Source organism: Pseudoxanthomonas wuyuanensis (assembly GCF_900215535.1).
GTDB lineage: Bacteria > Pseudomonadota > Gammaproteobacteria > Xanthomonadales > Xanthomonadaceae > Pseudoxanthomonas_A > Pseudoxanthomonas_A wuyuanensis.
Map to the genome: position 1 here is coordinate 834727 of NZ_OCND01000001.1, position 19890 is coordinate 854616.

At 65.9% G+C, this 19890-nt stretch carries 17 protein-coding genes and 1 pseudogene; 7 read left to right on the forward strand and 11 right to left on the reverse strand.

Going from position 1 to position 19890, the window contains the following annotated elements:
- Positions 1–7: 7 nt before the first annotated feature.
- The 3 genes from CRO39_RS03565 to CRO39_RS03570 form a co-directional block, all read right to left on the reverse strand.
- Positions 8–5179, reverse strand: a complete 5172-nt coding sequence (locus tag CRO39_RS03565) for a trypsin-like peptidase domain-containing protein (protein WP_162125680.1) — start codon at positions 5177–5179, stop codon at positions 8–10.
- Complete coding sequence (locus CRO39_RS20820) at positions 5176–5523, reverse strand: hypothetical protein (protein WP_176520147.1); 348 nt, start codon at positions 5521–5523, stop codon at positions 5176–5178. Before CRO39_RS20820 ends, CRO39_RS03565 begins: the two co-directional genes overlap by 4 nt.
- A gap of 330 nt (positions 5524–5853) precedes the next feature.
- The gene (locus CRO39_RS03570) at positions 5854–6792 is read right to left on the reverse strand and encodes an AfsR/SARP family transcriptional regulator (RefSeq protein WP_238394733.1); all 939 of its coding nucleotides are present in this window, start codon (positions 6790–6792) and stop codon (positions 5854–5856) included.
- A 274-nt stretch (positions 6793–7066) separates the two neighbouring features.
- On the opposite strand from CRO39_RS03570, the gene CRO39_RS03575 reads away from it, so the two are divergent.
- Positions 7067–7426 carry a helix-turn-helix domain-containing protein gene (locus CRO39_RS03575; RefSeq protein WP_097120467.1) on the forward strand — a complete coding sequence of 120 codons (360 nt, stop codon included), beginning with the start codon at positions 7067–7069 and terminating at the stop codon, positions 7424–7426.
- 620 nt (positions 7427–8046) lie between these two features.
- Here CRO39_RS03575 and CRO39_RS03580 read toward each other — a convergent pair.
- Positions 8047–8376: a nuclear transport factor 2 family protein gene (locus CRO39_RS03580; protein WP_097120468.1), complete on the reverse strand. Its 330-nt coding sequence runs from the start codon at positions 8374–8376 to the stop codon at positions 8047–8049.
- Between the two features lie 99 nt (positions 8377–8475).
- Here CRO39_RS03580 and CRO39_RS03585 point away from each other — a divergent pair, with 99 nt between their 5' ends.
- Positions 8476–9411, forward strand: coding sequence for a LysR family transcriptional regulator (locus CRO39_RS03585; protein WP_097120469.1), 936 nt, complete (start codon positions 8476–8478; stop codon positions 9409–9411).
- 144 nt (positions 9412–9555) lie between these two features.
- On the opposite strand, the gene CRO39_RS03590 is transcribed toward CRO39_RS03585, so the two are convergent.
- Both CRO39_RS03590 and CRO39_RS03595 read right to left on the reverse strand, forming a co-directional pair.
- A complete protein-coding gene (locus CRO39_RS03590; protein WP_097120470.1) occupies positions 9556–10146 on the reverse strand; it encodes a cytochrome b in 591 nt (196 codons plus the stop codon).
- A complete protein-coding gene (locus CRO39_RS03595) occupies positions 10143–11249 on the reverse strand; it encodes a catalase family peroxidase (RefSeq protein WP_425479648.1) in 1107 nt (368 codons plus the stop codon). The genes CRO39_RS03590 and CRO39_RS03595 overlap by 4 nt, the downstream gene beginning before the upstream one ends.
- Before the next feature lie 152 nt (positions 11250–11401).
- Here CRO39_RS03595 and CRO39_RS03600 point away from each other — a divergent pair, with 152 nt between their 5' ends.
- The 4 genes from CRO39_RS03600 to CRO39_RS21150 all read left to right on the forward strand — a co-directional run bounded on the left by CRO39_RS03600 (position 11402) and on the right by CRO39_RS21150 (position 14057).
- Positions 11402–11929, forward strand: a complete 528-nt coding sequence (locus tag CRO39_RS03600; protein WP_097120471.1) for a sigma-70 family RNA polymerase sigma factor — start codon at positions 11402–11404, stop codon at positions 11927–11929.
- The gene (locus CRO39_RS03605) at positions 11926–12684 is read left to right on the forward strand and encodes an anti-sigma factor family protein (protein ID WP_238394732.1); all 759 of its coding nucleotides are present in this window, start codon (positions 11926–11928) and stop codon (positions 12682–12684) included. Before CRO39_RS03600 ends, CRO39_RS03605 begins: the two co-directional genes overlap by 4 nt.
- 255 nt (positions 12685–12939) lie before the next feature.
- Positions 12940–13212, forward strand: a complete 273-nt coding sequence (locus tag CRO39_RS03610; RefSeq protein WP_097120472.1) for a hypothetical protein — start codon at positions 12940–12942, stop codon at positions 13210–13212.
- A gap of 164 nt (positions 13213–13376) precedes the next feature.
- Positions 13377–14057, forward strand: a complete 681-nt coding sequence (locus tag CRO39_RS21150) for a L,D-transpeptidase (protein ID WP_238394731.1) — start codon at positions 13377–13379, stop codon at positions 14055–14057.
- Here the strand turns inward: CRO39_RS21150 and CRO39_RS21375 are convergent.
- Positions 13989–14378, reverse strand: a pseudogene (locus CRO39_RS21375) (hypothetical protein); the annotation flags it as partial. The gene CRO39_RS21150 and the pseudogene CRO39_RS21375 overlap by 69 nt on opposite strands.
- Entirely contained in the window at positions 14375–15310 is a 936-nt protein-coding gene (locus tag CRO39_RS03625; RefSeq protein WP_097120475.1) for an alpha/beta fold hydrolase, read from the reverse strand. The pseudogene CRO39_RS21375 and the gene CRO39_RS03625, both read right to left, overlap by 4 nt.
- 127 nt (positions 15311–15437) lie before the next feature.
- Between CRO39_RS03625 and CRO39_RS03630 the strand changes: the two genes are divergently transcribed.
- A complete protein-coding gene (locus tag CRO39_RS03630) occupies positions 15438–16034 on the forward strand; it encodes a CGNR zinc finger domain-containing protein (protein WP_097120476.1) in 597 nt (198 codons plus the stop codon).
- Between the two features lie 35 nt (positions 16035–16069).
- Here the strand turns inward: CRO39_RS03630 and CRO39_RS03635 are convergent, their stop codons facing one another.
- From CRO39_RS03635 to CRO39_RS03645, 3 genes are all read right to left on the reverse strand, one after another.
- Positions 16070–16984 carry an SDR family oxidoreductase gene (locus CRO39_RS03635; protein ID WP_097120779.1) on the reverse strand — a complete coding sequence of 305 codons (915 nt, stop codon included), beginning with the start codon at positions 16982–16984 and terminating at the stop codon, positions 16070–16072.
- Positions 16985–17021: 37 nt separating this feature from the next.
- Complete coding sequence (locus CRO39_RS03640; protein ID WP_097120477.1) at positions 17022–18602, reverse strand: NTP/NDP exchange transporter; 1581 nt, start codon at positions 18600–18602, stop codon at positions 17022–17024.
- Positions 18603–18665: 63 nt separating this feature from the next.
- Positions 18666–19727, reverse strand: a complete 1062-nt coding sequence (locus CRO39_RS03645; RefSeq protein WP_097120478.1) for an SDR family oxidoreductase — start codon at positions 19725–19727, stop codon at positions 18666–18668.
- Positions 19728–19890 lie beyond the last annotated feature (163 nt).

Sequence of the window (19890 nt, forward strand, 5' to 3'; positions counted from 1 at the left end):
GGGCGTCTCAGGCCGCCAAGCTCGTGTCGGTCCAGCGGTTGCTGCGCTCGTAGCGGCCGTTGCCGAGCAGGCGCAGTTCGATGCGAGCGCTGGGAGCTCCCTGTGCCAGCCCGCTGAAGCGTACATCGATACCCACTGTGAGCGCGGCCACGCCATCGGCATCGGGGGCGTCGTCGATGCGCGCCACCACCTCCACGCCGTAGCCGGGTTGTGTCGGCGTGCCGGCGATGATGGCGACGTCACCCACCGAACCATCGGCTTGGCTACGGAAACGCACGCTGAGCGGTAGCGGCGCAGCCTGGCCTTCCAGCGCGGGCCATTCGCCAAGGTCGATCACCACATCGGTGGGCTGCAGCGACGACACCGATGGCACCATGGCCTGCGGCGGCTTGTAGCCTTCAAGCTGGTCCAGCGCCCAGCGGCTGGCGCCTGCGCTGCCGCGGACCACGCTCATCCGCGTGCCGGGCACACGCGTGGGTTCGATGGGCTCGGGCACGCCGTCCGACAACGCGCGTCCCAGCGGTGCCGGTGGCGGCGCCAGGCGATAGCGCCCCTGCGCGCTCAGCGACTGCGCTTGCGCGGTGGTTGCCGGCAGATGCAGCACGCGCCAGTTGCCGTAATCGGGCTGGGCCATATTGCCGAAATCGGCGGCGAATTCTTCGAACGGCATCCAGCCTTCATGGCCGCGGTTGGGAGGATTGAACGCGACCGCATCGTTATCGAACACCGTGGTCGTGTCCCACGGATTGAGTACGTAGACTTCGGTGGAAGCTGCGTCGCTCAGGTCGCCGCGGATGCCGGAGATTACCACCGCGTGCGGCGCGCCGACGATCACCACCCACAGCGGTCCCAGGTCGCCCAGCCACTGCGCCCATTGCACCGGAGTGTGGTACAGGCTGGCGTTGGACGGTTGCTCGATGACACGGAAGCCGTAGTGGTCGCGCACGCGCTCAAGCTGGTCCCAGCCGTAGGAGGTGGCCAGTGAGCCGCCGGCTTCGCGCACGAATGCTTCGGGGTCGAACGAGGCATCGCTGCGGAACGACTTGAGCATCGCCATCGACGCTGCCCAGCATGCGTTCTTGTCCGGTTGCGGGACCAGTGCGACACGGTGCTCCACGCCCTCGCTGGAGAGCGCGCGCGGGCCGCGGTAGTTGAACGTGGTGGCTCGGCCTTCGATCCAGTCGATCTTGGCCGGGGTGATGAAACAGCCGCGGTTGACGCTGGTACCGCCGGTGCCCGGATCGATCGGTCCGCGGGTGACGTGCACGCCGCAGACGAAGGCCTCAAGTCCATTGCCTTCATCGCGCACGGTGTAGACCGGCGAGCCGCTGGCGCCGGCAACGGCGAGGATGTCGTAGTCGATGGTGTCGAACGTCGCCTGGCCCTGCGCATGCCCGCCGTGCAGGTGCTGCTTGTTGCGGTCGGCGACGGGGCCGAGTTCGCGATGCAACTTCGACCCGGAGGAGTAACCGCACACGGCCAGAGGCATCGCGCCGCCGGGCGTTGCCTGCATGAAGCGGAAGAACGCGCCGTTGGGCGCCGCGATCGGCGCGTTGTCGATCACCGCCAGGTCGTTGTCCCAGTCGCCGTTGCCCGTGTAGCGTGGCGCGATGCGCCACTGCGTGGAGTCGATCGTCGCCTGGCCGAACGGCGCGGTGCCAGCCCCGTTGCGCCCCGGCACGATCTGCACCGTGCTCTTGCCGTGCAGGTTGTGCGCGCAGGTGAGGATGCGGTTGCGGCCGATGTAGAAGCCGGTGCCGGTGGATGCCTTGCCGTCCGGTGCGGTCATGCGCAGGTAGCAGATCGCCGAATGCGGGAACGCGGAGGTGTCCTCCACGCCGACGTACCACTCTTCGCGCTGCTGGCTGAAGGCATCGTTGGTGCACTGCAGGGCGGTGCCGGGGTTCGACGGGTCGTAGTACGGGGTGATCAGTTCCTGCGCGCGGACCAGTGCGCGCGGTGCCATGGCGGCGCTGGTGCTCCGCGCGGCCGGGGTCGGTGCGCGGTACGCGAAGCTGGTGGTGCGCCCTTCGATCCAGTCGATCTTGCCCGGAGTGATGAAACAGCCGGTGTTGAGTCCCTGGGTGTCGGCGCGCACGCCGCTGACGTGCACGGCGCAGATCAGCGCCTGCAGGCCGTTGCCATCGTCGCGCAGCGTGTACACGGGCGAACCGCTGGCGCGCTTGAGGGTGAGGATCGGGTAGTCGATGGTGTCCTGCGTCTCCATCTTCCGCGCGTAACCGCCGTGCAGATGCTGCTTGAAGCCATCGATGGCCGCGGTGAGCGATGGGACTGCCTCGGACCGCGACGAATAGCCGCACACCACCAGCGGCATCTGGTCGCTGGGCGTGGCATTGAGGAACGAGAACCATGCGTTGCCCGGCGCGGCGATCGGCACGTTCTCAATCACCGCCAGGTCGCGATCGTAGCCGCCCGACGGATAATCTGGTGCGATGCGCCAACTGTCGAAGCTGACGTTGCAACGCCCGAACGGCTCGTTGCCTCGGCCGTTGTTGCCGGGAACGATGTCGACGCTGTGCTCGCCGTGCAGGTTGTGGGCGCAGGTGAGGATCCGGTTCGCACCGATGTAGAAGCCGGTGCCGCGCCCGGTCACGTTGCCGGCCGCGTCCTTCATCTCCAGCAGGCAGATCGCCGAATGCGGGAACGAGCGCGTGTCGTCCACGCCGACGAACCATTCCTCGCGTGCCAGGCTGAAAGCATCGTTCTGGCAGGTGAGTGCGGTGGACGGGTTCGACGGGTCGTAGAACGGCGTGATGATCTCCTGCGCGCGCACCGGCGCGCGGTTGCGCAGCCCTTGCGACGACGCCGGCACCTCGCCGGTGGAACTGTTCTGCGCCAGCGCCTGCGCCGCCAGTTGCACGCACTGCATGTAGGTTTCCCAGTCCCAGTACGATGAGGGACAGTCGTGGTTATCGGCGGGCGTGGCCTCGATGTGGCCGACGATATGCGTGCGGTCCAGAGGAATGCCGTACTGCGCGGCGAGCCACGCCACCAGGTGCGCCGATGCCTGGTACTGCTCCATGGTAGGCGGCAGGTCGCGCCGGTTGAGCCGGTAAGGCTTGTTGGCGTTGTGCTCGATGCCGATGCTGCGGCTGTTGGCGCTGGACGCGTGGTAAGCGGTGTCTGCGTTGCGCACCATCTGTACCACCTCGCCATCGCGGCCAACGATGTAATGCGCACTGCTGGGACCGGCCTGCTCGCCGGTCGTGGCGTTGCGCCGCTCGCCGTCCTGGAACCACCGGATGGTCCCGTCGATGCGCGGCCCGCCGGCGGTGATGTGGATGACGATGCGATCGATGACCGCGCCCTGGCGCCGGCCCGCACGGAAGTTGCGTGCATGCGCTGGCACGAAACGGCTGGCGCCAGGGTAGTCGGGCGTGGAGGCAGTGAATGCGCGCGTGCGCAAGGCCTGCGCTTCGGCGAATTCCGCCTCGACCGGTTCGGGCACATGGGTATAGCGCTCGGCGTCGGCAAAGCCCGCGTCGTCGGTGGTCGCGGCCTCATCGGACAACGCGCGCGCGCCGAGCGAGAAGGTGAGCGACTGGCGCCACGCGGCCGCTTGCTGGCGGATCCAGGCCAACTTGGCTGGTGTGATGCGACAGCCGAGATTGGTGGTGTCGCTGTGGCCGGCCACGTGCACACCGACCATGTACGTGCGCGGCGCATCGCCATTTTCGATGTAGTACACCGGCGAGCCACTGGTCCCGCCGAGCGACTGCAGGTCGTAGTCGAAGGTTTCGTCGGTGGGCAGCGAACGGATGTAGCCGCCATGCATGTGCTGCTTGTCGGCATCGATGGTCGCATTGACGATGCTGTCGATGATGCCTTGCGGGTCGGAATACGCGGCGTAGCCGGAGACCACCACGCCCTCGGGCCTGGACTGGGTGAGTTCCTCGACCAGTTCGAAATAGTTGGGCGACGCGTGGGCCGCAGGCACGCGGATCAACGCCATGTCGAAGTCGCGGCTGGACGCCACGTACGAGGGGTGCTTGACCATGTCCGCAGCGGATACGCGGAACCGCCCGAACGGCTCGTTGGCGCTGCTGGTGCCCGCGCCATTCTTTCCCGGAACGACGATCAGCTCGCTCTGCCCGTCGACCACGTGCGCGGCCGTAAGCAGCAGGTTTGGTGCGATGAAGAATGCGCTACCGTGCTGGCCACCCTCTGTACTGCCGTCGACGGTACGCGCCTGGCAGATTGCGCTGTGCGGCATGACCGTGGTGTTCTCCACACCGGCCCACCACTGCGCGCTGGCGGCGAAGAAGCCGATCTGGGTGCGCAGCGCATCCAGCCAGTCGCTGGGGTTGTAGTAGCTGGAGACCACGCGCAGCGCGCGGGCGGTCGGGGCAATGGGTGGGGCGGGGCGCAATGCGCTGCGCGCGGCCGGCATCGGCCCAAAGCCGTCGTCGTAGTCGTCGCGTTGCTGCGCGGCGCGGAAGGATGCCTGCCTGTAGCCCGCGTCTGCCTGGCCGTTGCCATTGTGTCGGAACGCCTGCGCGGTGGCCGGCGCTGCGGTGCCAGGTGCGGGAACCGCGGGATTGTGCGCGGCGGTCGCCGGCGCCGCACCGGGCTCAGCCGCGGCAGCGGGCGATTGCCGCCACAGATCATCGGAATAACCGTCGCTGTACGGGGCCGGGGAGGTGGCCGCGCCTGCGCCTGCGCCGTCGCCGTTCTGTGGCGGTGCCGCCGCAACGGTGTCGACCACGGCGTCGCCGCCCCAGGCGGGCGTCGGCACGGGCGTGCCGTAGCTGGCGCCATTGCCGGCCTGGCCATTGCGCACACCGCGTCGCAGGCCGCGCTCGGTCAATCCTCGCAGGCTCACATACATATGGCCGCCGTCCGGGCGACGCACGCTGACCGGCTTGCTGCGATCGCTGTCGGCGTAGGTCGCCACGCCAAAGTACAGCCGTGGCTGGCCGACGAATCGCGCCACCACCGACGGTGGCACCAGATACACCGCATCGCTGCGCGGACGCGTGCCCTGCAACGGGCTTGCATAGAAGTTGTCCGCGGTGCGGCGCGCGCGGTGCTCGGGCTTGAACAGCTCAGGGTCGGTCGCCAACCCGACCTCGTACAGCGGCTGGTCGGCGTTGACGGTGAACCCGAGCACGCTGAAGCGATCGTCGATCGATTCGCGGTTGGCACGGATGCGGGTCATGACGAACTCCTGGCTTGCAGGACGGCGGGGGCGGGGGCGGGTGGTTCGCCCGCGAGAGTTGCGTCCGCGGGAGGAATGGGGATGTCGACGGGAGCGGCCGGCGGCGGGTCGTCCAGCACCGAGGAAATGCGTTCCCAGAAACGTTGCTGCGCATCGATGCCGATGCCCTCCAGGTGCGGCCGGACGAACTCCAGCACCGCCTCCAGATTGCGGAAGAAAGCGCGCTGCCCACTCTGGATGTGCTCTACCGAGCCGCGCCATTCGGTGATTGCGGCATCACCATCGCCACGTTCGCACCACACGCGGACGATGAAAACGGCGGTGCGGTCTTCAAGCAGGGCCATCTCGGGGCTCCGGCGGCAGATTCCAGGGCGACGCTACGCCGTGGACATCACCGTCGGATCACGCGTGAATCACGCCGGACTCACTCGCGCAGGCTGAACGTGTGATGTTCGGCTGCCCGCACAGAAACGCTCCCCGGCCTGAAGGAGGGGGTGAGAAGATTCGTTACGCTTCAAAGAGTGGCGCCGGCGGAACCTGTGGTGCGGTCGCGTTGCTTAGGTTCTCAACGGCAATCCACAACGGCCGCCCGGCAAATCTGGCGCTGCAGCATTCTTTCCGCCATGGCTTTGTCAGCATGGGCCTACGCTGCCGAAGACGCCCGCCCGCCTGAGTCAGGTCAGCAGATCCAGGCTCAACTGCAGTTGCGCGTCCGCCGCCGCCAGATGCGCGCGGGCATCCTGAAGCAGCTCAAGCGGCGCGGCGCCGGAGCTGATTGGGGGTGCCGCAACCGCCGGCATTGCACCGGTATATGGTGTCGCCTGGTCGCGCAAACCCAACGCACTGTCGGCAATCCGCCGGTACAGTGCCTGCGTTTCCCGCATCGGCTGGATCGCCAGCTCGCGGCGCAGCGAATCGCGGCAATGTTCGAACTGTCGCAACGCCAGCGCACGCTGGCCGCTGGCGACGAACAGCTGCATCAGGTCGCGATGGACATCCTCTCGCAGCGGATCGTGGTCCAGAATGCGCTGCGCGTGCGCAATGCCGTCGACATACCGCCTGCCCATGGTGGCGATCTGCATCAGCCGGTACAGCGCGTTGAGAAAGTTGCGGCGATAGCGTTCGCGCGCGCGCAGGGCCCAGTCGTCGGATAGATCGATCAGCAGATCGGCCTTGTATAGCCGCACGCCGCGCTCAAGCGCGTCGATGTCCTCGTCGCTCAACCGTTCCGCCGCGCGCGTGAGCCGCGGCGCTATCAGACGGTCGAATTCGGCCACGTCCAGCCACACGTCCGCCTGCGGGCACATCGCTATGGCGCCGCGGCGGTCGCTGGTAATCAGGTTGCCATGCGCAAGCGGCGGGGTTTCCAGCAGCCGGCGCAGGCGCCACAGCGCCGTGTTGAACGATCCGGTGGACGCGCTGGCCTCGGGGTCGGGCCACAGGCTGGCCAGCAGCTCCGAGCGGCTGAAGCTGCGGCCATGACCCAGCGCCAGGTACGCCAGCAGGCTGGCGCTGCGCCCGGCTACGGGCACTTCGGGGGCACCGCCAACGCCCGCGGCCAGCGCCATCGAACCGAACAGGGAAATGCGCAGCATCAGCGTGTCTTCTGCCATGACCGGCATCCTGCCGGCGCGGTCGGCGCCCCTGCGCCGATGTCACAGAGGAATCACGCACCCGATCCGGCCGCGATGCAACCGCCCGTCCGAGCAAGCGCCGCTGACACCGGCGGGTTGGCGCGTCGTCGTCCGCTGCCACCGACGAACGGACAGCGCTGCTGGACCGCGTGATGCCAGAATCGCTGGCCGGACAGACACGCTCTCCTGCGTTGGTCGTAGTTCAGGGGTGGCATCCGTCAGCCCTTGCCGTCATCAATCCAGCGAGCACGCCATGAATTCGTTGCCCCAGCGCATCCGCCGAGCCCGCACCCGCGCCGGCCTCTCACAGACCGGCCTGGCCGCGCGGATTGGCATCAAGCGCAGCGCGGTCACCCAGTGGGAGCATCCGCAGGGCACCAAGCCCAGCGTGGAGCACCTGATCCGCATCGCCACCGAGACCGGCACCGGATTCGAGTGGCTGGCAACAGGCCGCGGACCCAGCGTGCTTGATCCGCAGAACACCGCCCCTGCATTGCTGATGGACGACTATGCCGGCGATGATCTCGAGGCGCAGGCCCTGGGCCACCTGCGTCACATGGCGCCAGCGAAGAAGCGCATGGCGGTCGCCATCCTGGAAACCATGAGCCACTGACGGCCAAGGCATCAGGCGGCATTGGTTCGCCATCGGACCGGCAAGTCACCACCGTCAAGTTGGGCTGCCCCAGCTCCGAGAAGATGCAGGAGCGGAAGAACGATGAGCGCCGGCCTGCCTTCGCGATCAGGTCGTTGAGCGCAACGCCGCCGCGCCCTTCCATCATGGCGCCATCGGGGCTGTCGAACGTCGGGAGCCCAAGCGCCTTAGCTGCCTCGACCATGGCAATCGCCACCGGTTGGGGGTGACGTTTCCACGCGCACCGGTCCGCCGCTGCCGCGCCGGACGGCATCGGAGGCACCGCGCCAGTCCTCAACGCGTCGATAGATGTCGAGCACCGGACGATAACTCCACGCATCGTCGCCTGCTTCTTCGGCGAAGCAGGCTACTTTGCGGCGCACGACAGCGCTCGGTTGCCTAAACTTGATCGGTCGTGCTGCCAACTCGCCAAGCAGCCCGATGGGCGCCATCACGCGGTCGGTACGGTGGGCAGCGGCCGCCTCTGCTGGGTCGCCAAGATCCGTGCACCTAGCTGGGACAAGAGCGCGACCACCGCTGCGCCCACGCCACGCGTACCGCCCGTGACCAGGCGCGCTTGCCGGCCAATTGCAGGCCGAAGCTCATGGCACGATCTCCAGCGTTGCGATCTTTCCGCGCTCCAGGGTGAAGGTGTAGCGCAGGTCCACGGGGCTGCCAGGGAAGTTGCCCGACACATGGCTGGTCACGATGTAGCTGCGACCATGCTTCTCCCACATGTGAGGTCTGGCGGTGTAGGTGTACCGGGCAGATGCGTCCGCCTTCCACGCTTCGATAGCGGCCGGCCCGGCGTGGGTCTTGCCCTCGTCCAGCACCCGCCCGTCCGTGGTGAAGCAGCGGGCAACGGCCTGGGCACCCTGGTTGTCGGCATCGAAGTAGGCCGCGATAGGCTCGGGCAGGTTCAAATCTTTCATTGCAATGCTCCGTTGGGGTCCGTGGAGCTAGGTTGAACCGTCCAGGCAGATAAGAGAATCACCTATTATCTGGCCAGGCTATGTAGGAATCAGGACACAATGCGCGGCGCTGAATTTGCTGAACTCAAGGCCTTCGTGGCCGTTGTCGACCGGGCCAGCTTCGCCCGGGCAGCCGATCACCTGGGGCTGTCCCGGTCAGCCCTCAGCCAGGTCATTCGACAACTCGAATCACGGCTGGGCGTTCGCCTGTTGAACCGGACGACGCGCAGTGTCTCGCCGACGGAACCGGGGCGGCGTCTGCATGAGCGGATCGCCCCGATGCTGCGCGACATGGACGATGCCGTCGCGCAGGCGGTAGGCGCAAATGCGCGTGCTGCGGGAACCCTGCGGATCAATACCCTCAGCATGGCCGCCAGAAAGGTGATCGCACCCAGGCTGGGTCGTTTCGCGAAAGCCCATCCGGAGGTGGTGCTCGACATCGTGATCGATGACGGCTTGAGCGATATCGCGGGGGAAGGCTTCGATGCGGGCATCCGCGTGGGAGGCCGCCTGCAGAAGGACATGGTCGCCGTGCGGCTCACGCCCGACATCGAACTGCTGGCAGTAGCGTCGCCCGACTACCTCGCCCGACACGGCGAGCCCAGGACGCCCGCAGACCTGAACCATCATGCTTGCATCAACTGGCGATTCCCGGGCAGCGGAAAAGTGGCCGGGTGGGAGTTCAAGAAGAAGGGAAAAGCGGTCGAGTTCCTTGGCGAAGGCACAGTGATCTCCAATCACCAGGACATCGTCGTGCCTGCGGCACTCCAGGGGCTTGGCATCTTCTACGCCTATAACGACGAGGGCATTGCCGACGCACTGCAGGACGGACGACTCAAGCGCGTCCTTTCCGACTGGTCGCCGAGCGTGCCGGGCCTGTATCTGTATTACTCCAGTCGAAGGTACATGCTGCCCGCGCTTCGCGCCTTCATCGATTGCCTGTTGGATCGCGATTTAGGCAGCAAGGATCATCCCACGTCCGGAAGTGCCCGCTGAGCGCGCAGGGGAGTCCTGGCACTGCGATGTCCGCTTCCGACCGAGGCTGTGTGCCCCCGGAGGGTCAAATCCTTTGTCGACTCATTCTTTCGATACTTTTCCGAGATGGACGACCGGCACAGCGCATGCCATCAGCGGGGCAGGTCAGTCCTGCAAGCCGGGGGGCGGCTCAGCCACGGTTTCGTTCGATGGCATCGGCCTTGGTCGCCCGCTCCGCGCCATTGCATCGAATACGCCATCACGACGCACCCAGGCGTGGTACAACGCCGCGGCCAGGTGCGTCAGCACCAGGGCGAAAAGCGCATAGCCAAGTACGCCATGCGCGCCGCGCAACCAAGCGTAAAGCGTGGGGTCGTGCGGGACGAGTGCGGGCAGCTCCAGCGCGCCGACCATCTGCACCGGGTAACCGCCTGCCGACAGCATCGACCAGCCGAGCAGCGGCATAGCAAGCATCAGCGAGTACAGCAGCCAGTGCGAGGCTTTCGCGGCGAGGACCTGCGGGCGCGGCAGGTCCGCAGGCAGCGGGGGTGGCGGGCTGCGCCAGCGGTGGTACAGCCGCACCAGCGCCAACAGCAGGATGGCGATGCCGAGCGGCCGGTGCAGCTCGATCAGCATCGGGCGCAGCGCCAACGATGCGACCATGCCCACGCCGATGAAGAGCATGGCCATGACCAGCACGGCCATGCCCCAGTGCAACAGCCGCGCAAGCGTATCGAAATGGCCGTGGCGATTCATCGTGCAGCCTCCTGCGCAGTGACGGCGGTCGCCGGCGGCGCCTGGTTGCGGGCGGTCTCGCGTTCGCGACGGTTGAAGGAAACCGAATACGTCGCCGCGCGCGCCGCCAGTATCGGATCGCTGGACAGGGCGATGCCGTCAGGCACCACGGTCGGGTCGTAGTTCACGTCCCGGCATTGACCGGTGGCCTGCGGCTGGCTGGTTTTCAACACCAGTACGCCGGCAATGTGGCGCGGACGGTTCTCGGGCCACGCCTGCGAGGGATCATCGACCGGATCGCCGGGCGCAGCTTCGACGATGACCAGGTTCCAGCGCAGCGGACCTTGCTGCAGTCGTGCCTGCAGATCCTCACGCAGGTAGTCAGGATTGGCCTGCTGGCGTTCGGCTTCGCTGAGCGGTTCGAATGGGGCCTGTGGCTCCATCGACCATCGTACGAAGCGTTCGCGACCCGCTGCGTCAACGAAACGGAAGGCGTTGACGCCGTTGTATGCCGTGTTGGCCCAGCTGCTGGACCACGGTGCGGACTTCGCCCAGGCCTGGAACCGCTTCGCTTCCGGATGTTCGGCAAGGAACGCCGCCATCTTTGCCGGATCCGGCTTGCCCGTCGCCGGATCCGGACGCGACGCAACCAGTTGCTTGTGGAATCCGGCCGGTGTGGACACGGGGAAGAAGGGGAAGCTGTTCATCGCCATCCGCCACTCCTGTCCGTTCTCGGTCTTCAGCAGCAACGCCAGGCTGCGCACGCGTGCCTGCGCGTCCAGCGCGTACGGATCGGCACCGCCTATCGACAGCCGGCCCTGCACCGCCGTGCGCGGCTGGCTGAAAACCTGCGCGCGCGAAAGCGCCGCAGCCTGCGTGGAAGGTTCGAAATAGCCCGCCACGCAGACGCCCTTGCTGTGCGCCCGGCGGAACCCCGCGTACGGCTTGCCGCCCTCGATGGCGTCCACCAGGCGTGGTGCCGTCAGGCGGTCCCTCCCGATCCAGCCGGCCGCCCAGGCGAAGGCCGTGGCCAGTAGCAGGACAATGGTGGCGATGGCGGCCAATGCGGGCCACGGCATCGGTGGTTTCGGGGGCATCAGCGGATCGGGAGGAAGGGTGGGCATGGGCAGTTCCGGCATCGTTGGGATGGCGTAGGACGCACGGCGGCTGGATTTATTCCATGTATCGGCAATATCCGCCCGTTGCGTTGGCGGCAATGCGGAATAATCCGCCTTGCCCATACGTCCTAAGCACAACACCGACCCTGCGCTCCCCGATGCCTGCTTCACCGCCCCCTCTGGATGATGAAACCCTGCGTGAGCTGATCCCGCGGCTGCGCCGGTTCGCGCGGTCCCTGGCTGCGGATCCTGCCGCGGCCGATGACCTGGTCCAGGCCACGCTGGAGCGCGCACTGACCCGGGGCACGAGCCGCCGCAACGAGGACGCCCTGCAACCTTGGTTGTTCTCGGTGCTGTACCGCCAGTTCATCGACGACCATCGGCGTGCGGTGCGCTGGAAGCGCATCGCATCGCTGTTCGCGACCGAAGACGAGCCGCGGCCGCCGACGCCGGACCAGGTCTTCGATGCACGCACCTCGTTGGCGGCATTCTCCCACCTGCCGACGGAACAGCGCGCGTTACTGATGCTGGTCAGCGTGGAAGGCCTGGGTTACCGCGAAGCGGCCGATGTGCTGGGCATCCCCATCGGCACGGTGATGTCGCGCCTGTCGCGCGCCCGACAGGCGTTGCGTGCGATGGATGAGGAAAAAATGCCTGCCTCCCCCGTGTTGAGGGTCCTGCAATGAACATCGATGCCATGCGCCACCGGCCCGACGACAGTGAACTGCATGCCTATGTGGACGGTCGGCTGGAGCCTGCCCGGCTCGCCGATGTTGAAGCCTGGCTCGCCGCGCACCCGCAGCATGCCGTCCAGGTGGAGGGCTGGAAGCGCGATGCCGAGCGGCTACGCGCACTTCATGCACATCCGGAACACTGGGCTTCCAACACCGCACTGGAACCGGCGCGCGTGCGCAACCGCCTGCGCTCGCGGCGGCGTGCGCGCTTTGGCATCGCCGCATCGCTGCTGCTGGCCTTCGGCATGGGAAGTGGTGCGGGCTGGCAGGCGCGCGAATCGCGGCCGGTGCAAGCTTCGTTGCCGATGGCCGACGCCGTGGCCGCGTACCGCCAGTTCGTGAATGCCGATGCGCCGCCCATGGAGTTCGATGCCAGCCGCACCGATGACCTGCAGCGCTGGCTGCGGCGCCATTTCGGCGAAGCGGGGCGGGTACCCGACCTGAGCGCAGCAGGTTATCGGCTGATGGGGGGGCGCCTGCTCTCTACCGAACAGGGGGCGGCGGCGATGCTGGTCTACCAGGACGGCTCAGGCGCGCGCGTGGGTTTCTATCTGCGTCCGCGCGGCTTGTTGCGCAGCGACGGCCAGCGCCGTGACGGTGACCTTCTGGCGCGATACTGGTCAAACCGGAACACCAGCTTTGCACTGGTCAGCGATACAGAAGACACGGCAGCGTTGAAGCTGCCAGGCCTGTTGGGCGGCGGGTAAGGATTGGAGAGACCGCATGTGACAGGGACGCTAACGACCGAGCATGTCCCCGGTACGTCGATTCGAAGCCGTTCGTCGAAATGCGTGGAGTTTTCACACGGCCTCGGGTCTGTTTTCCTGGTTGGGTTCAAGTCGCAACGCTCACGAGTTGCCATCTTCACAGCTTATCTACGTATTCCAACGTAAGCTGAAGACGAGTCATGGTTCCAGCTAAAAGGCCGCTATATTTCGAGGCCCAAGACGAAGGAGGTTGGAATGTTTACGATTACCAAAAAACACGTGGTGATGGCGCGTACCCTCGGCGTGGCGATCGTCGCCACCCTGGGCCTTGCCGCCTGCGCCACCTATGATGACGAGTTTGCAGGGATCAACTCGCGCCTCGATCAACTCGACACGAGGGTGCAGGGCGCGGCCCAGAGCGCCGAATCCGCCAATCAATCCGCACAGCAGGCCAACCAACGGCTGGATCAAATGGAAAGCCGCGTCCGGCAGCTGGAAGCGGCACCGCGCCGCGTGCCGCGCGGTTAGTCGCCCCTGCACAAGTTGTGACGAACGGTTTGAGTTTGACCCAGGACCCGGTGGCCCTTGCTGGCCACCGGTCTCCTTTCTTGACCCACTCTTTAGTTGTAAGGAACCGCCCCATCCGCACGTGCATACACCCTGCGATCCGGTCCGCTTATGGCGCGCTGGTGTTGGCGCTGGCGTTCGCGAGCTTCGGCGTGGCGGCCGCCGAGGATGCTGCCGCGCAAACGGTAGAGTCCTTCGATCAACTTCCGAAAGACCAGGAAGTGTCCGACACGGTGATTGAGCTGGCGGGCTGGGTTGTCGCGGCCGAGGACAGCCAAGGCTATCCGTTCGCGGTCATAGACAAAGCCGCCGCACAGATCCTGGTGTTCGGCGGCGACGGCCGGCTTCGCGGCGCGGCACCTGGGCTTTTTGGCTCGGCAACCGGTGATCATACGGCCCCCGGCATCGCCGGTCTCGCGCTTCGCGAGATTCCGGGCCGGGATCGCACGACGCCTGCTGGTCGCTTTGTGGGCGGTTTCGGTCCGTCACTCGACGCTGGGCGCGTGCTGTGGGTGGACTACGATTCCGCTGTCTCCATCCACCCTACCGCTACTGGCGTCCCGGCCGAGAGACGCGCCGAACGCCTTGCATCGCCTTCGCCGGACGACAATCGCGTCACTCATGGCTGCATCAACGTCTCGCCCGAGTTTTACGAGCGGATCATCCGTCCGACGTTCGAGCGGGGAGGGGTGTTCTATATCCTGCCGGACACGGAGCCGTTGGCGGAGACCTTCCCGGAGTTCGCGCAAAGTCGCTCGACTGCGCAACGCAACGATGGAAGACGCGCACGGACCGCCCGACAGTGAAGGGCGCATCGGCGTATTGCCTTTGGTTTGCGAAGCACGCAGCCGGGGCTGGTGCGCCGAAGTCACAGCCCCGTTATCCTGGACATCAAGCTCAACGAGTTCTGGGCAAGTCAGGCGCTTATAGCGCCACAAGGAAGTGAGTGCTGTGCGAAAGTCGGGCGCATGCAGGGCGACGATCGACGTTACACCATAACCTGAGGCGATCCCTTTTGCCCCGAAGTTAAGACCAACGGAAGTTGGCGTGAGCTTCAAAAGGCGGACGTCCCTGTCCTGGTGCTCAGGTAGTGCATCCCAACGTCCGTCCTTGCGAACCACGCTCACCGCGCGATGTTGCGGTCCAGGAACTCAAGCATGCGCGTCGCGATCTCGCTGCCATGGGTTTCGATGGCGAAATGGCCTGTATCGAGGAAGCGCACTTCGGCCTTCGGGTTGTCGCGCTTGTAGGCTTCGGCGCCGGCAGGAATGAAGAACGGGTCGTTCTTGCCCCAGATTGCGAGCGTCGGCGGCTGGTACTGGCGGAAAAATGCATGCAACTGCGGGTACTGCCGGAGGTTGCTGCCATAGTCCAGCAGGAGGTCCATCTGCGGTTCGACACCGATGCGCGCGATCGCGGCCGACGCCAGCTGATAGCTCTCGGGCGCGATCAACGTGGTGTCCCGGACACCTTCGGTGTACTGCCACCGGATCATGTCCGGCGTATTGAAGCGGCGCAGCGCCTCGCGGTTCTCGGGGGTGGGGGCGTCCCAGGCCTTGCGCATGTCGGCCCAACCTTCGCTCAAGCCTTCTTCGTAGGCGTTGCCGTTCTGGCTCACGATGGCGGTGATCTTCCGGGGGTTCGCCACGGCCAGGCGCCAGCCGACGGGCGCGCCGTAGTCGAACACGTAGATCGCATAGCGATCCAGGCGCTTTTCGACCGTGAAGGCGTCGATGACCGTGGCTACGTTGTCGAACGTGTAGTCGAACGCGACGCCCTGCTTGACCGTCGTCTGCCCGAAGCCCGGCAAGTCGGGGGCGATCACGCGGTAGCGCTGCGCCAGGACCGGGATCAGGTCCCGGAACATGTGGGAGGAGGCACCGAAGCCGTGGAGCAGAAGGACGGCAGGGGCGTCCGCCGGTCCGGCTTCGCGATAGAAGATGTTGACGCCCTGGATGTCGGCGGTGCGGTAGTGGAGCTGCGGGGCGGGCTCGGTCGCCGCGGCCGGCAGTGTGCTGCTCAGCGTAGCGGCAGCAAGGAGAAGGCTTTTGAGGCTCATGACAGGTTCTCGCAACAGGTTGGAATGTTGAGCTAAGTAACCTTTCAAATCGAATATTAAAGGTTACTTTGACATAGTCTCCTCCAGCCGTGGTAACCTGTCAATAGTCACTTTAAAGGTTACTGTTATGAGCGCCACGACGTTGCAAAAAAGCGCTGGCATGCCCGAAGCCCCCCAAGTGGGCGACCACTTGGCGTTGGATCTGCTCAACACCGAGGCCAGGAGGCAAGACCAGGTGGTGGACTACTGGGCGACAGGTGAGGATGTGCACCGATGGCTGGTGCGGCAGGGCGTCGCGACCGAGAGCGCAGGCAATGAGATTCCGACAAATCTGCTGGTGCGTGGCCGCGAGCTGAGGGACGCGGTGCGGGAGGCAATCTCCGCACGCAAGGCGGGTGGGCCGGTGGCCGTCGATGCCCTCAATCAGCACCTGCAGGCCTACCAGACGTCCCCGCTTCTGCAGCGCGATGACACCGGCGGGTTGGCGTTGACACGTATCCGACGGGGCGACGGCTCCGCGTCGCTGCTGGGCCCTGTGGCCGAAGCGGCGGCCCAACTGCTCGTAGAAGGTGACTTCGCCTTGGTTAGGCAGTGCGAGCACCCTGACTGCATCCTGTGGTTCTACGACCGCACCAAGTCGCACAAGCGACGCTGGTGCAGCATGACCCAATGCGGCAATCGGCATAAGGCGGCGCAATTCCGGAAGCGCAGCCATGCGGGATGAAATGGGCTGAGTCGGACGCGTGCCAAGCGCGGCATCTAAAAAAAAGTCACTCCAGTAAGCCGTTCCGACTCACTCCACAATCTTTCGGCCATGCCTATATCCAGTGCCTGTGGAGGCACGTTGGCGACGGTGGGGTAACCTCGTGTCTCACCAAGCTTGTCCGGGCCGTAGTAGGCGCCGCCTTGAGCCTGCGGTGCAGTCGCGGCGAAGAGCGTCGGCAACGCACCTTTCGCGGCCGGCTGGAACAGAAACCACAAGAAGCGACGGGCGATGCCCGGAGCGCTCCATGCGCCAGCGCCATTGGGCAGCAGGTCGGTGCGCGAAATGCCCGGATGGGCCGCAGTGCTCTGGATGCCCCAGCCAGCCGCATCGCTGCGGCGTTGCAGTTCGAAGGCAAACATCAAGCACGCCAGTTTCGACTGGCCATAAGCGACCATTGGCTTGTAGCTGTGCTCAGACTGAAGATTGTCGAAATCGATCGCACCGGATCGAGCGGCCACGCTTGAGAGCGTGACGACGCGCGGCTGATTGCCCTTGCGCAGCAGCGGCAGCAATTGGGCAGTCAAGGCGAAGTGGCCCAGGTGGTTCGTACCGAACTGCAACTCGAATCCGTTGGCGGTTACCTGGCGTTCCGGCGGCGTCATCACACCCGCGTTGTTGATCAGCAGATCGAGGCTATCGATGGAGGAATGCAACCGTTCGCCGAATGCCTCGATGGAATCCAGGCTGGCGAGATCCAGTGCCGCAAATCTCACCGTCGCGCCAGGAACACTTTGGCGAATCCGCTCGACAGCGGCCGCCCCTTTTGAGGGACTTCGGCCCGCAAGGATGACGTGCGCATCGGCGCGAGCCAGCGCCAATGCGTCTTCGAATCCGAGTCCGCCTGTTCCGGTGACGACCGCCGTACGGCCGCGTTGAGAAGGAATGTCAGAAGCTGTCCAGCTAGTCATGATGGTTGCCTTGTAGATGAGAGGAAGGTGTGCCAAGTCAAGGGATCGACTTGTGCGCCTGGGCACCAAGTCGGGTGCCGGGCGGTTGAAGAGTTCCGGAATATCGGCGGGTCCGGGACGGGTGTTCTTGATGTTCCCGCTGCACGCAGGCAATCTCAGGTGAGACGAGCGTCTCGGCGCCGCCCTGAGCTTGGATGGTCCGGGGCGTGTCGGTGGGGTGGGGCGAGGTTGCGGCATGCGACACGGATAGAACAGCGCCATCGTGTATACCGTCGGAGTCCGCGGGTGCGGCGCTCGCCGGCAGTTGCGCCGCGCGTCGAAACTGCGCGCGCCCCAACCACAGGGCGAGTACCCCCCATACCAGTGCCAGCGGCAGGACAACGCTGACCAGGCCGCCCATCGCCAGCCCGAGCCGACCCAGCGCGCCCTCGGCCTGCGCACCGGCCACGTCGCCTGAGCGATAGACGAAGGTGTCGATGAGGGCCTTGGCCTTGTACTTGTCCTGACGGTCGACCACGGTGAACAGCGCCTCTCGCGCCGGCTGGGCGATGCCGCGCTGCACCGCGCGGGTACCGACCTCCAGCAGCATCAGCCCCAGGAAGGAACCGTAGATCGCCAGCCCGATGAAGCCGAACGCGGTGGTCACGGGCAGCATCGCCAACGTGACGCCCAGGCCGAAGCGTTTGATGATTCGTCCTGCCAGGGTGAGCTGAAGCGTCAGCACCGCGACATGCGTCCACATGTCGATCTTTCCCAGGATCGCTGCCCGCGTGTCCAGGTCGTCGGCGATCGCTGCGACCATCTGCAGGCGGGTGAAGTACACGAACGTCACCATCACCGCCGTCAACATCACGTAGCCGGCGACGCCGATCAGGTATGGGGACCGGAACACCGAGAGGACGCCGGCCCAGGCGCTGCCACCGATGCGCTCGCTCTCGTCCGCACGCGACGACGTAGCGACATCGGTGTCGGTCGTGCGGTCGGGTGCGATCCACAGCAGAAGCCACGCGGCCAGCATGCCCAGCAGCAGGAAGCCGCCAGCGACCAGCAGCAGGCTGGGCGTGCCCAAGGGCTGGGCCAGTTGCGAGGTGAGCCAGGGGCCGAAGATCGCGCCAAGCGTGCCGCCGACCGCGATCAGGGCGAAGAAGCGCTTGCCCTGGTCGCTGGTGAAACGGTCGGCCAGCAACGCCCAGAACACCATGGTCACGAACAGGTTGAACACGTTGAACCAGATGTAGAACACTTGGCTGCTGGCTTGGCTCACCGCGCTGGGAGCGAACCTCATCAGGCCCCAAAAGCCCACCAGGGCCAGCACCAGGAAGCCGTAGGTCGCGCCGATGAACTGCAGTCGCTTCAAGCGACTGACCACCCATCCGAACAGCGGGTTCATCGCCAGTGTCACCACCGCGGTCACGACGATAAGCGAACGCACGCTTTCGATGCCATGCGCCAGGCCCAAAGCGTCGCGCGCCGGCCGCAGCAGCATCAGCGCGGTCAGCAGGAAGAAAAAGAACAGTGCTGCGATCAGCACCGGCCCGGTCTCTTCGCGGCGGAGGTGGAACATGGCCTCCCACAGGCGCGGGCGGCGCGAGGCTGTTGGCATCTGGGTTGGGCTCATGGGGCTTCTTGGGCGCGCTGGCGCCCAGGAAGCAAGCGGGGGATCGATTCGGTGACGATGCGATCAACGGCCGCGCGCGGGGAAACGCGTGCCGGTGATCTCTTCGGTGATCGTCCACAGGCGGGCGGCAGCCGCAGCATCGCTGGCAGGCGGGGGAACGGTCGCCAGGCCAAGCGGCCCTGCGATCTCGTTCGGGCCAGTCGGGCCGTAGTAGATCCCGCCTTGTGCCTCCGGTGCAGTGGCGGCGTACAGTGTGGGCACGGCCCCCTGGGCCGCAGTCTGCAAGTGCTCGCGCATGGCGGACCACTGACGTCCCTGTTCGCTCTCCAGACCGGGTCCGCGCGCAACCAGCTCGGTCACCGAGACGCCGGGATGGGCGGCCATGCTCTGGATGCCCCAGCCCGCGGCATCGCTGCGCCGCTGCAGTTCGAATGCGAACATCAGGCACGCCAGCTTGGACTGGGCATAGACGGTCATCGGCTCGTAAGCCTGCGTGAACTGCAGGTCGTCGAAGTTGATCCTGCCCCCCCGGTGAATGGCGATGCTGGACAGGGTGACGACGCGGGGAGAATCGCTCTTGCGCAGCAGTGGCAACAGCTCGGCAGTCAGAACGAAGTGCCCGGCGTAGTTCGTGGCGAATTGCATCTCAAAGCCGTCCGCGGACGTGCCACGTTCGGCAGGCGCCATGATCGCCGCATTGTTGATCAATCCATCGAGCCGGGGCAGCGTGGTCCTGAGACGTTGGCCCAGCGCACGAACCGAGGACAGATTGGCCAGGTCGAAGGCTTCGAACTGTACCTGCGCGTCGGGTACTTCCTGTTTGATGCGGTCGACCGATTCCTGACCCCGCTGTGGGTTGCGCGCTGCGATTACCACCTTCGCGCCCGCGGCAGCCAGCGCCTTGGCATCCTCGAACCCCATGCCGCTGGTTCCGCCGGTGACCAGGAAGATTCGCCCCTTCTGGGAGGGCATGTCGGCCAGGCTCCAATCAGGCTTGGGCGGGCTCTGCGCCAGCACGCTGCCCACGGCAAATGAGCAGCCCAACAGCAGGCCAAAGGCGGCAAGGCGGCTGCGCCATCCGGAACGCGTCGCGCGCGTGTTGTTTATTCGCAGTGTGTTGATCATCTTTCTGTCCTCACGGTTGGTTGGAGATGTGCATCAAGGGATCAGAAGCGTCTGATCAGTCCCGGCACTTGGTAACGCGGTTGAGTGGTCCATGCCTGCAGTACAGCGACGCTTGAGCGCGCAGGGTTCGCGCGGCCATGGCAACGGGAAACTCTCGGTCAGG

Bases quoted from the DNA above. Each gene is read 5' to 3' on its own strand.
- CRO39_RS03565 (WP_162125680.1), bottom strand. From the start codon at position 5,179: ATGACCCGCATCCGTGCCAACCGCGAATCGATCGACGATCGCTTCAGC.
- CRO39_RS20820 (WP_176520147.1), bottom strand. From the start codon at position 5,523: ATGGCCCTGCTTGAAGACCGCACCGCCGTTTTCATCGTCCGCGTGTGG.
- CRO39_RS03570 (WP_238394733.1), bottom strand. From the start codon at position 6,792: ATGGCAGAAGACACGCTGATGCTGCGCATTTCCCTGTTCGGTTCGATG.
- CRO39_RS03575 (WP_097120467.1), top strand. From the start codon at position 7,067: ATGAATTCGTTGCCCCAGCGCATCCGCCGAGCCCGCACCCGCGCCGGC.
- CRO39_RS03580 (WP_097120468.1), bottom strand. From the start codon at position 8,376: ATGAAAGATTTGAACCTGCCCGAGCCTATCGCGGCCTACTTCGATGCC.
- CRO39_RS03585 (WP_097120469.1), top strand. From the start codon at position 8,476: ATGCGCGGCGCTGAATTTGCTGAACTCAAGGCCTTCGTGGCCGTTGTC.
- CRO39_RS03590 (WP_097120470.1), bottom strand. From the start codon at position 10,146: ATGAATCGCCACGGCCATTTCGATACGCTTGCGCGGCTGTTGCACTGG.
- CRO39_RS03595 (WP_425479648.1), bottom strand. From the start codon at position 11,249: ATGCCCACCCTTCCTCCCGATCCGCTGATGCCCCCGAAACCACCGATG.
- CRO39_RS03600 (WP_097120471.1), top strand. From the start codon at position 11,402: ATGCCTGCTTCACCGCCCCCTCTGGATGATGAAACCCTGCGTGAGCTG.
- CRO39_RS03605 (WP_238394732.1), top strand. From the start codon at position 11,926: ATGAACATCGATGCCATGCGCCACCGGCCCGACGACAGTGAACTGCAT.
- CRO39_RS03610 (WP_097120472.1), top strand. From the start codon at position 12,940: ATGTTTACGATTACCAAAAAACACGTGGTGATGGCGCGTACCCTCGGC.
- CRO39_RS03625 (WP_097120475.1), bottom strand. From the start codon at position 15,310: ATGAGCCTCAAAAGCCTTCTCCTTGCTGCCGCTACGCTGAGCAGCACA.
- CRO39_RS03630 (WP_097120476.1), top strand. From the start codon at position 15,438: ATGAGCGCCACGACGTTGCAAAAAAGCGCTGGCATGCCCGAAGCCCCC.
- CRO39_RS03635 (WP_097120779.1), bottom strand. From the start codon at position 16,984: ATGACTAGCTGGACAGCTTCTGACATTCCTTCTCAACGCGGCCGTACG.
- CRO39_RS03640 (WP_097120477.1), bottom strand. From the start codon at position 18,602: ATGAGCCCAACCCAGATGCCAACAGCCTCGCGCCGCCCGCGCCTGTGG.
- CRO39_RS03645 (WP_097120478.1), bottom strand. From the start codon at position 19,727: ATGATCAACACACTGCGAATAAACAACACGCGCGCGACGCGTTCCGGA.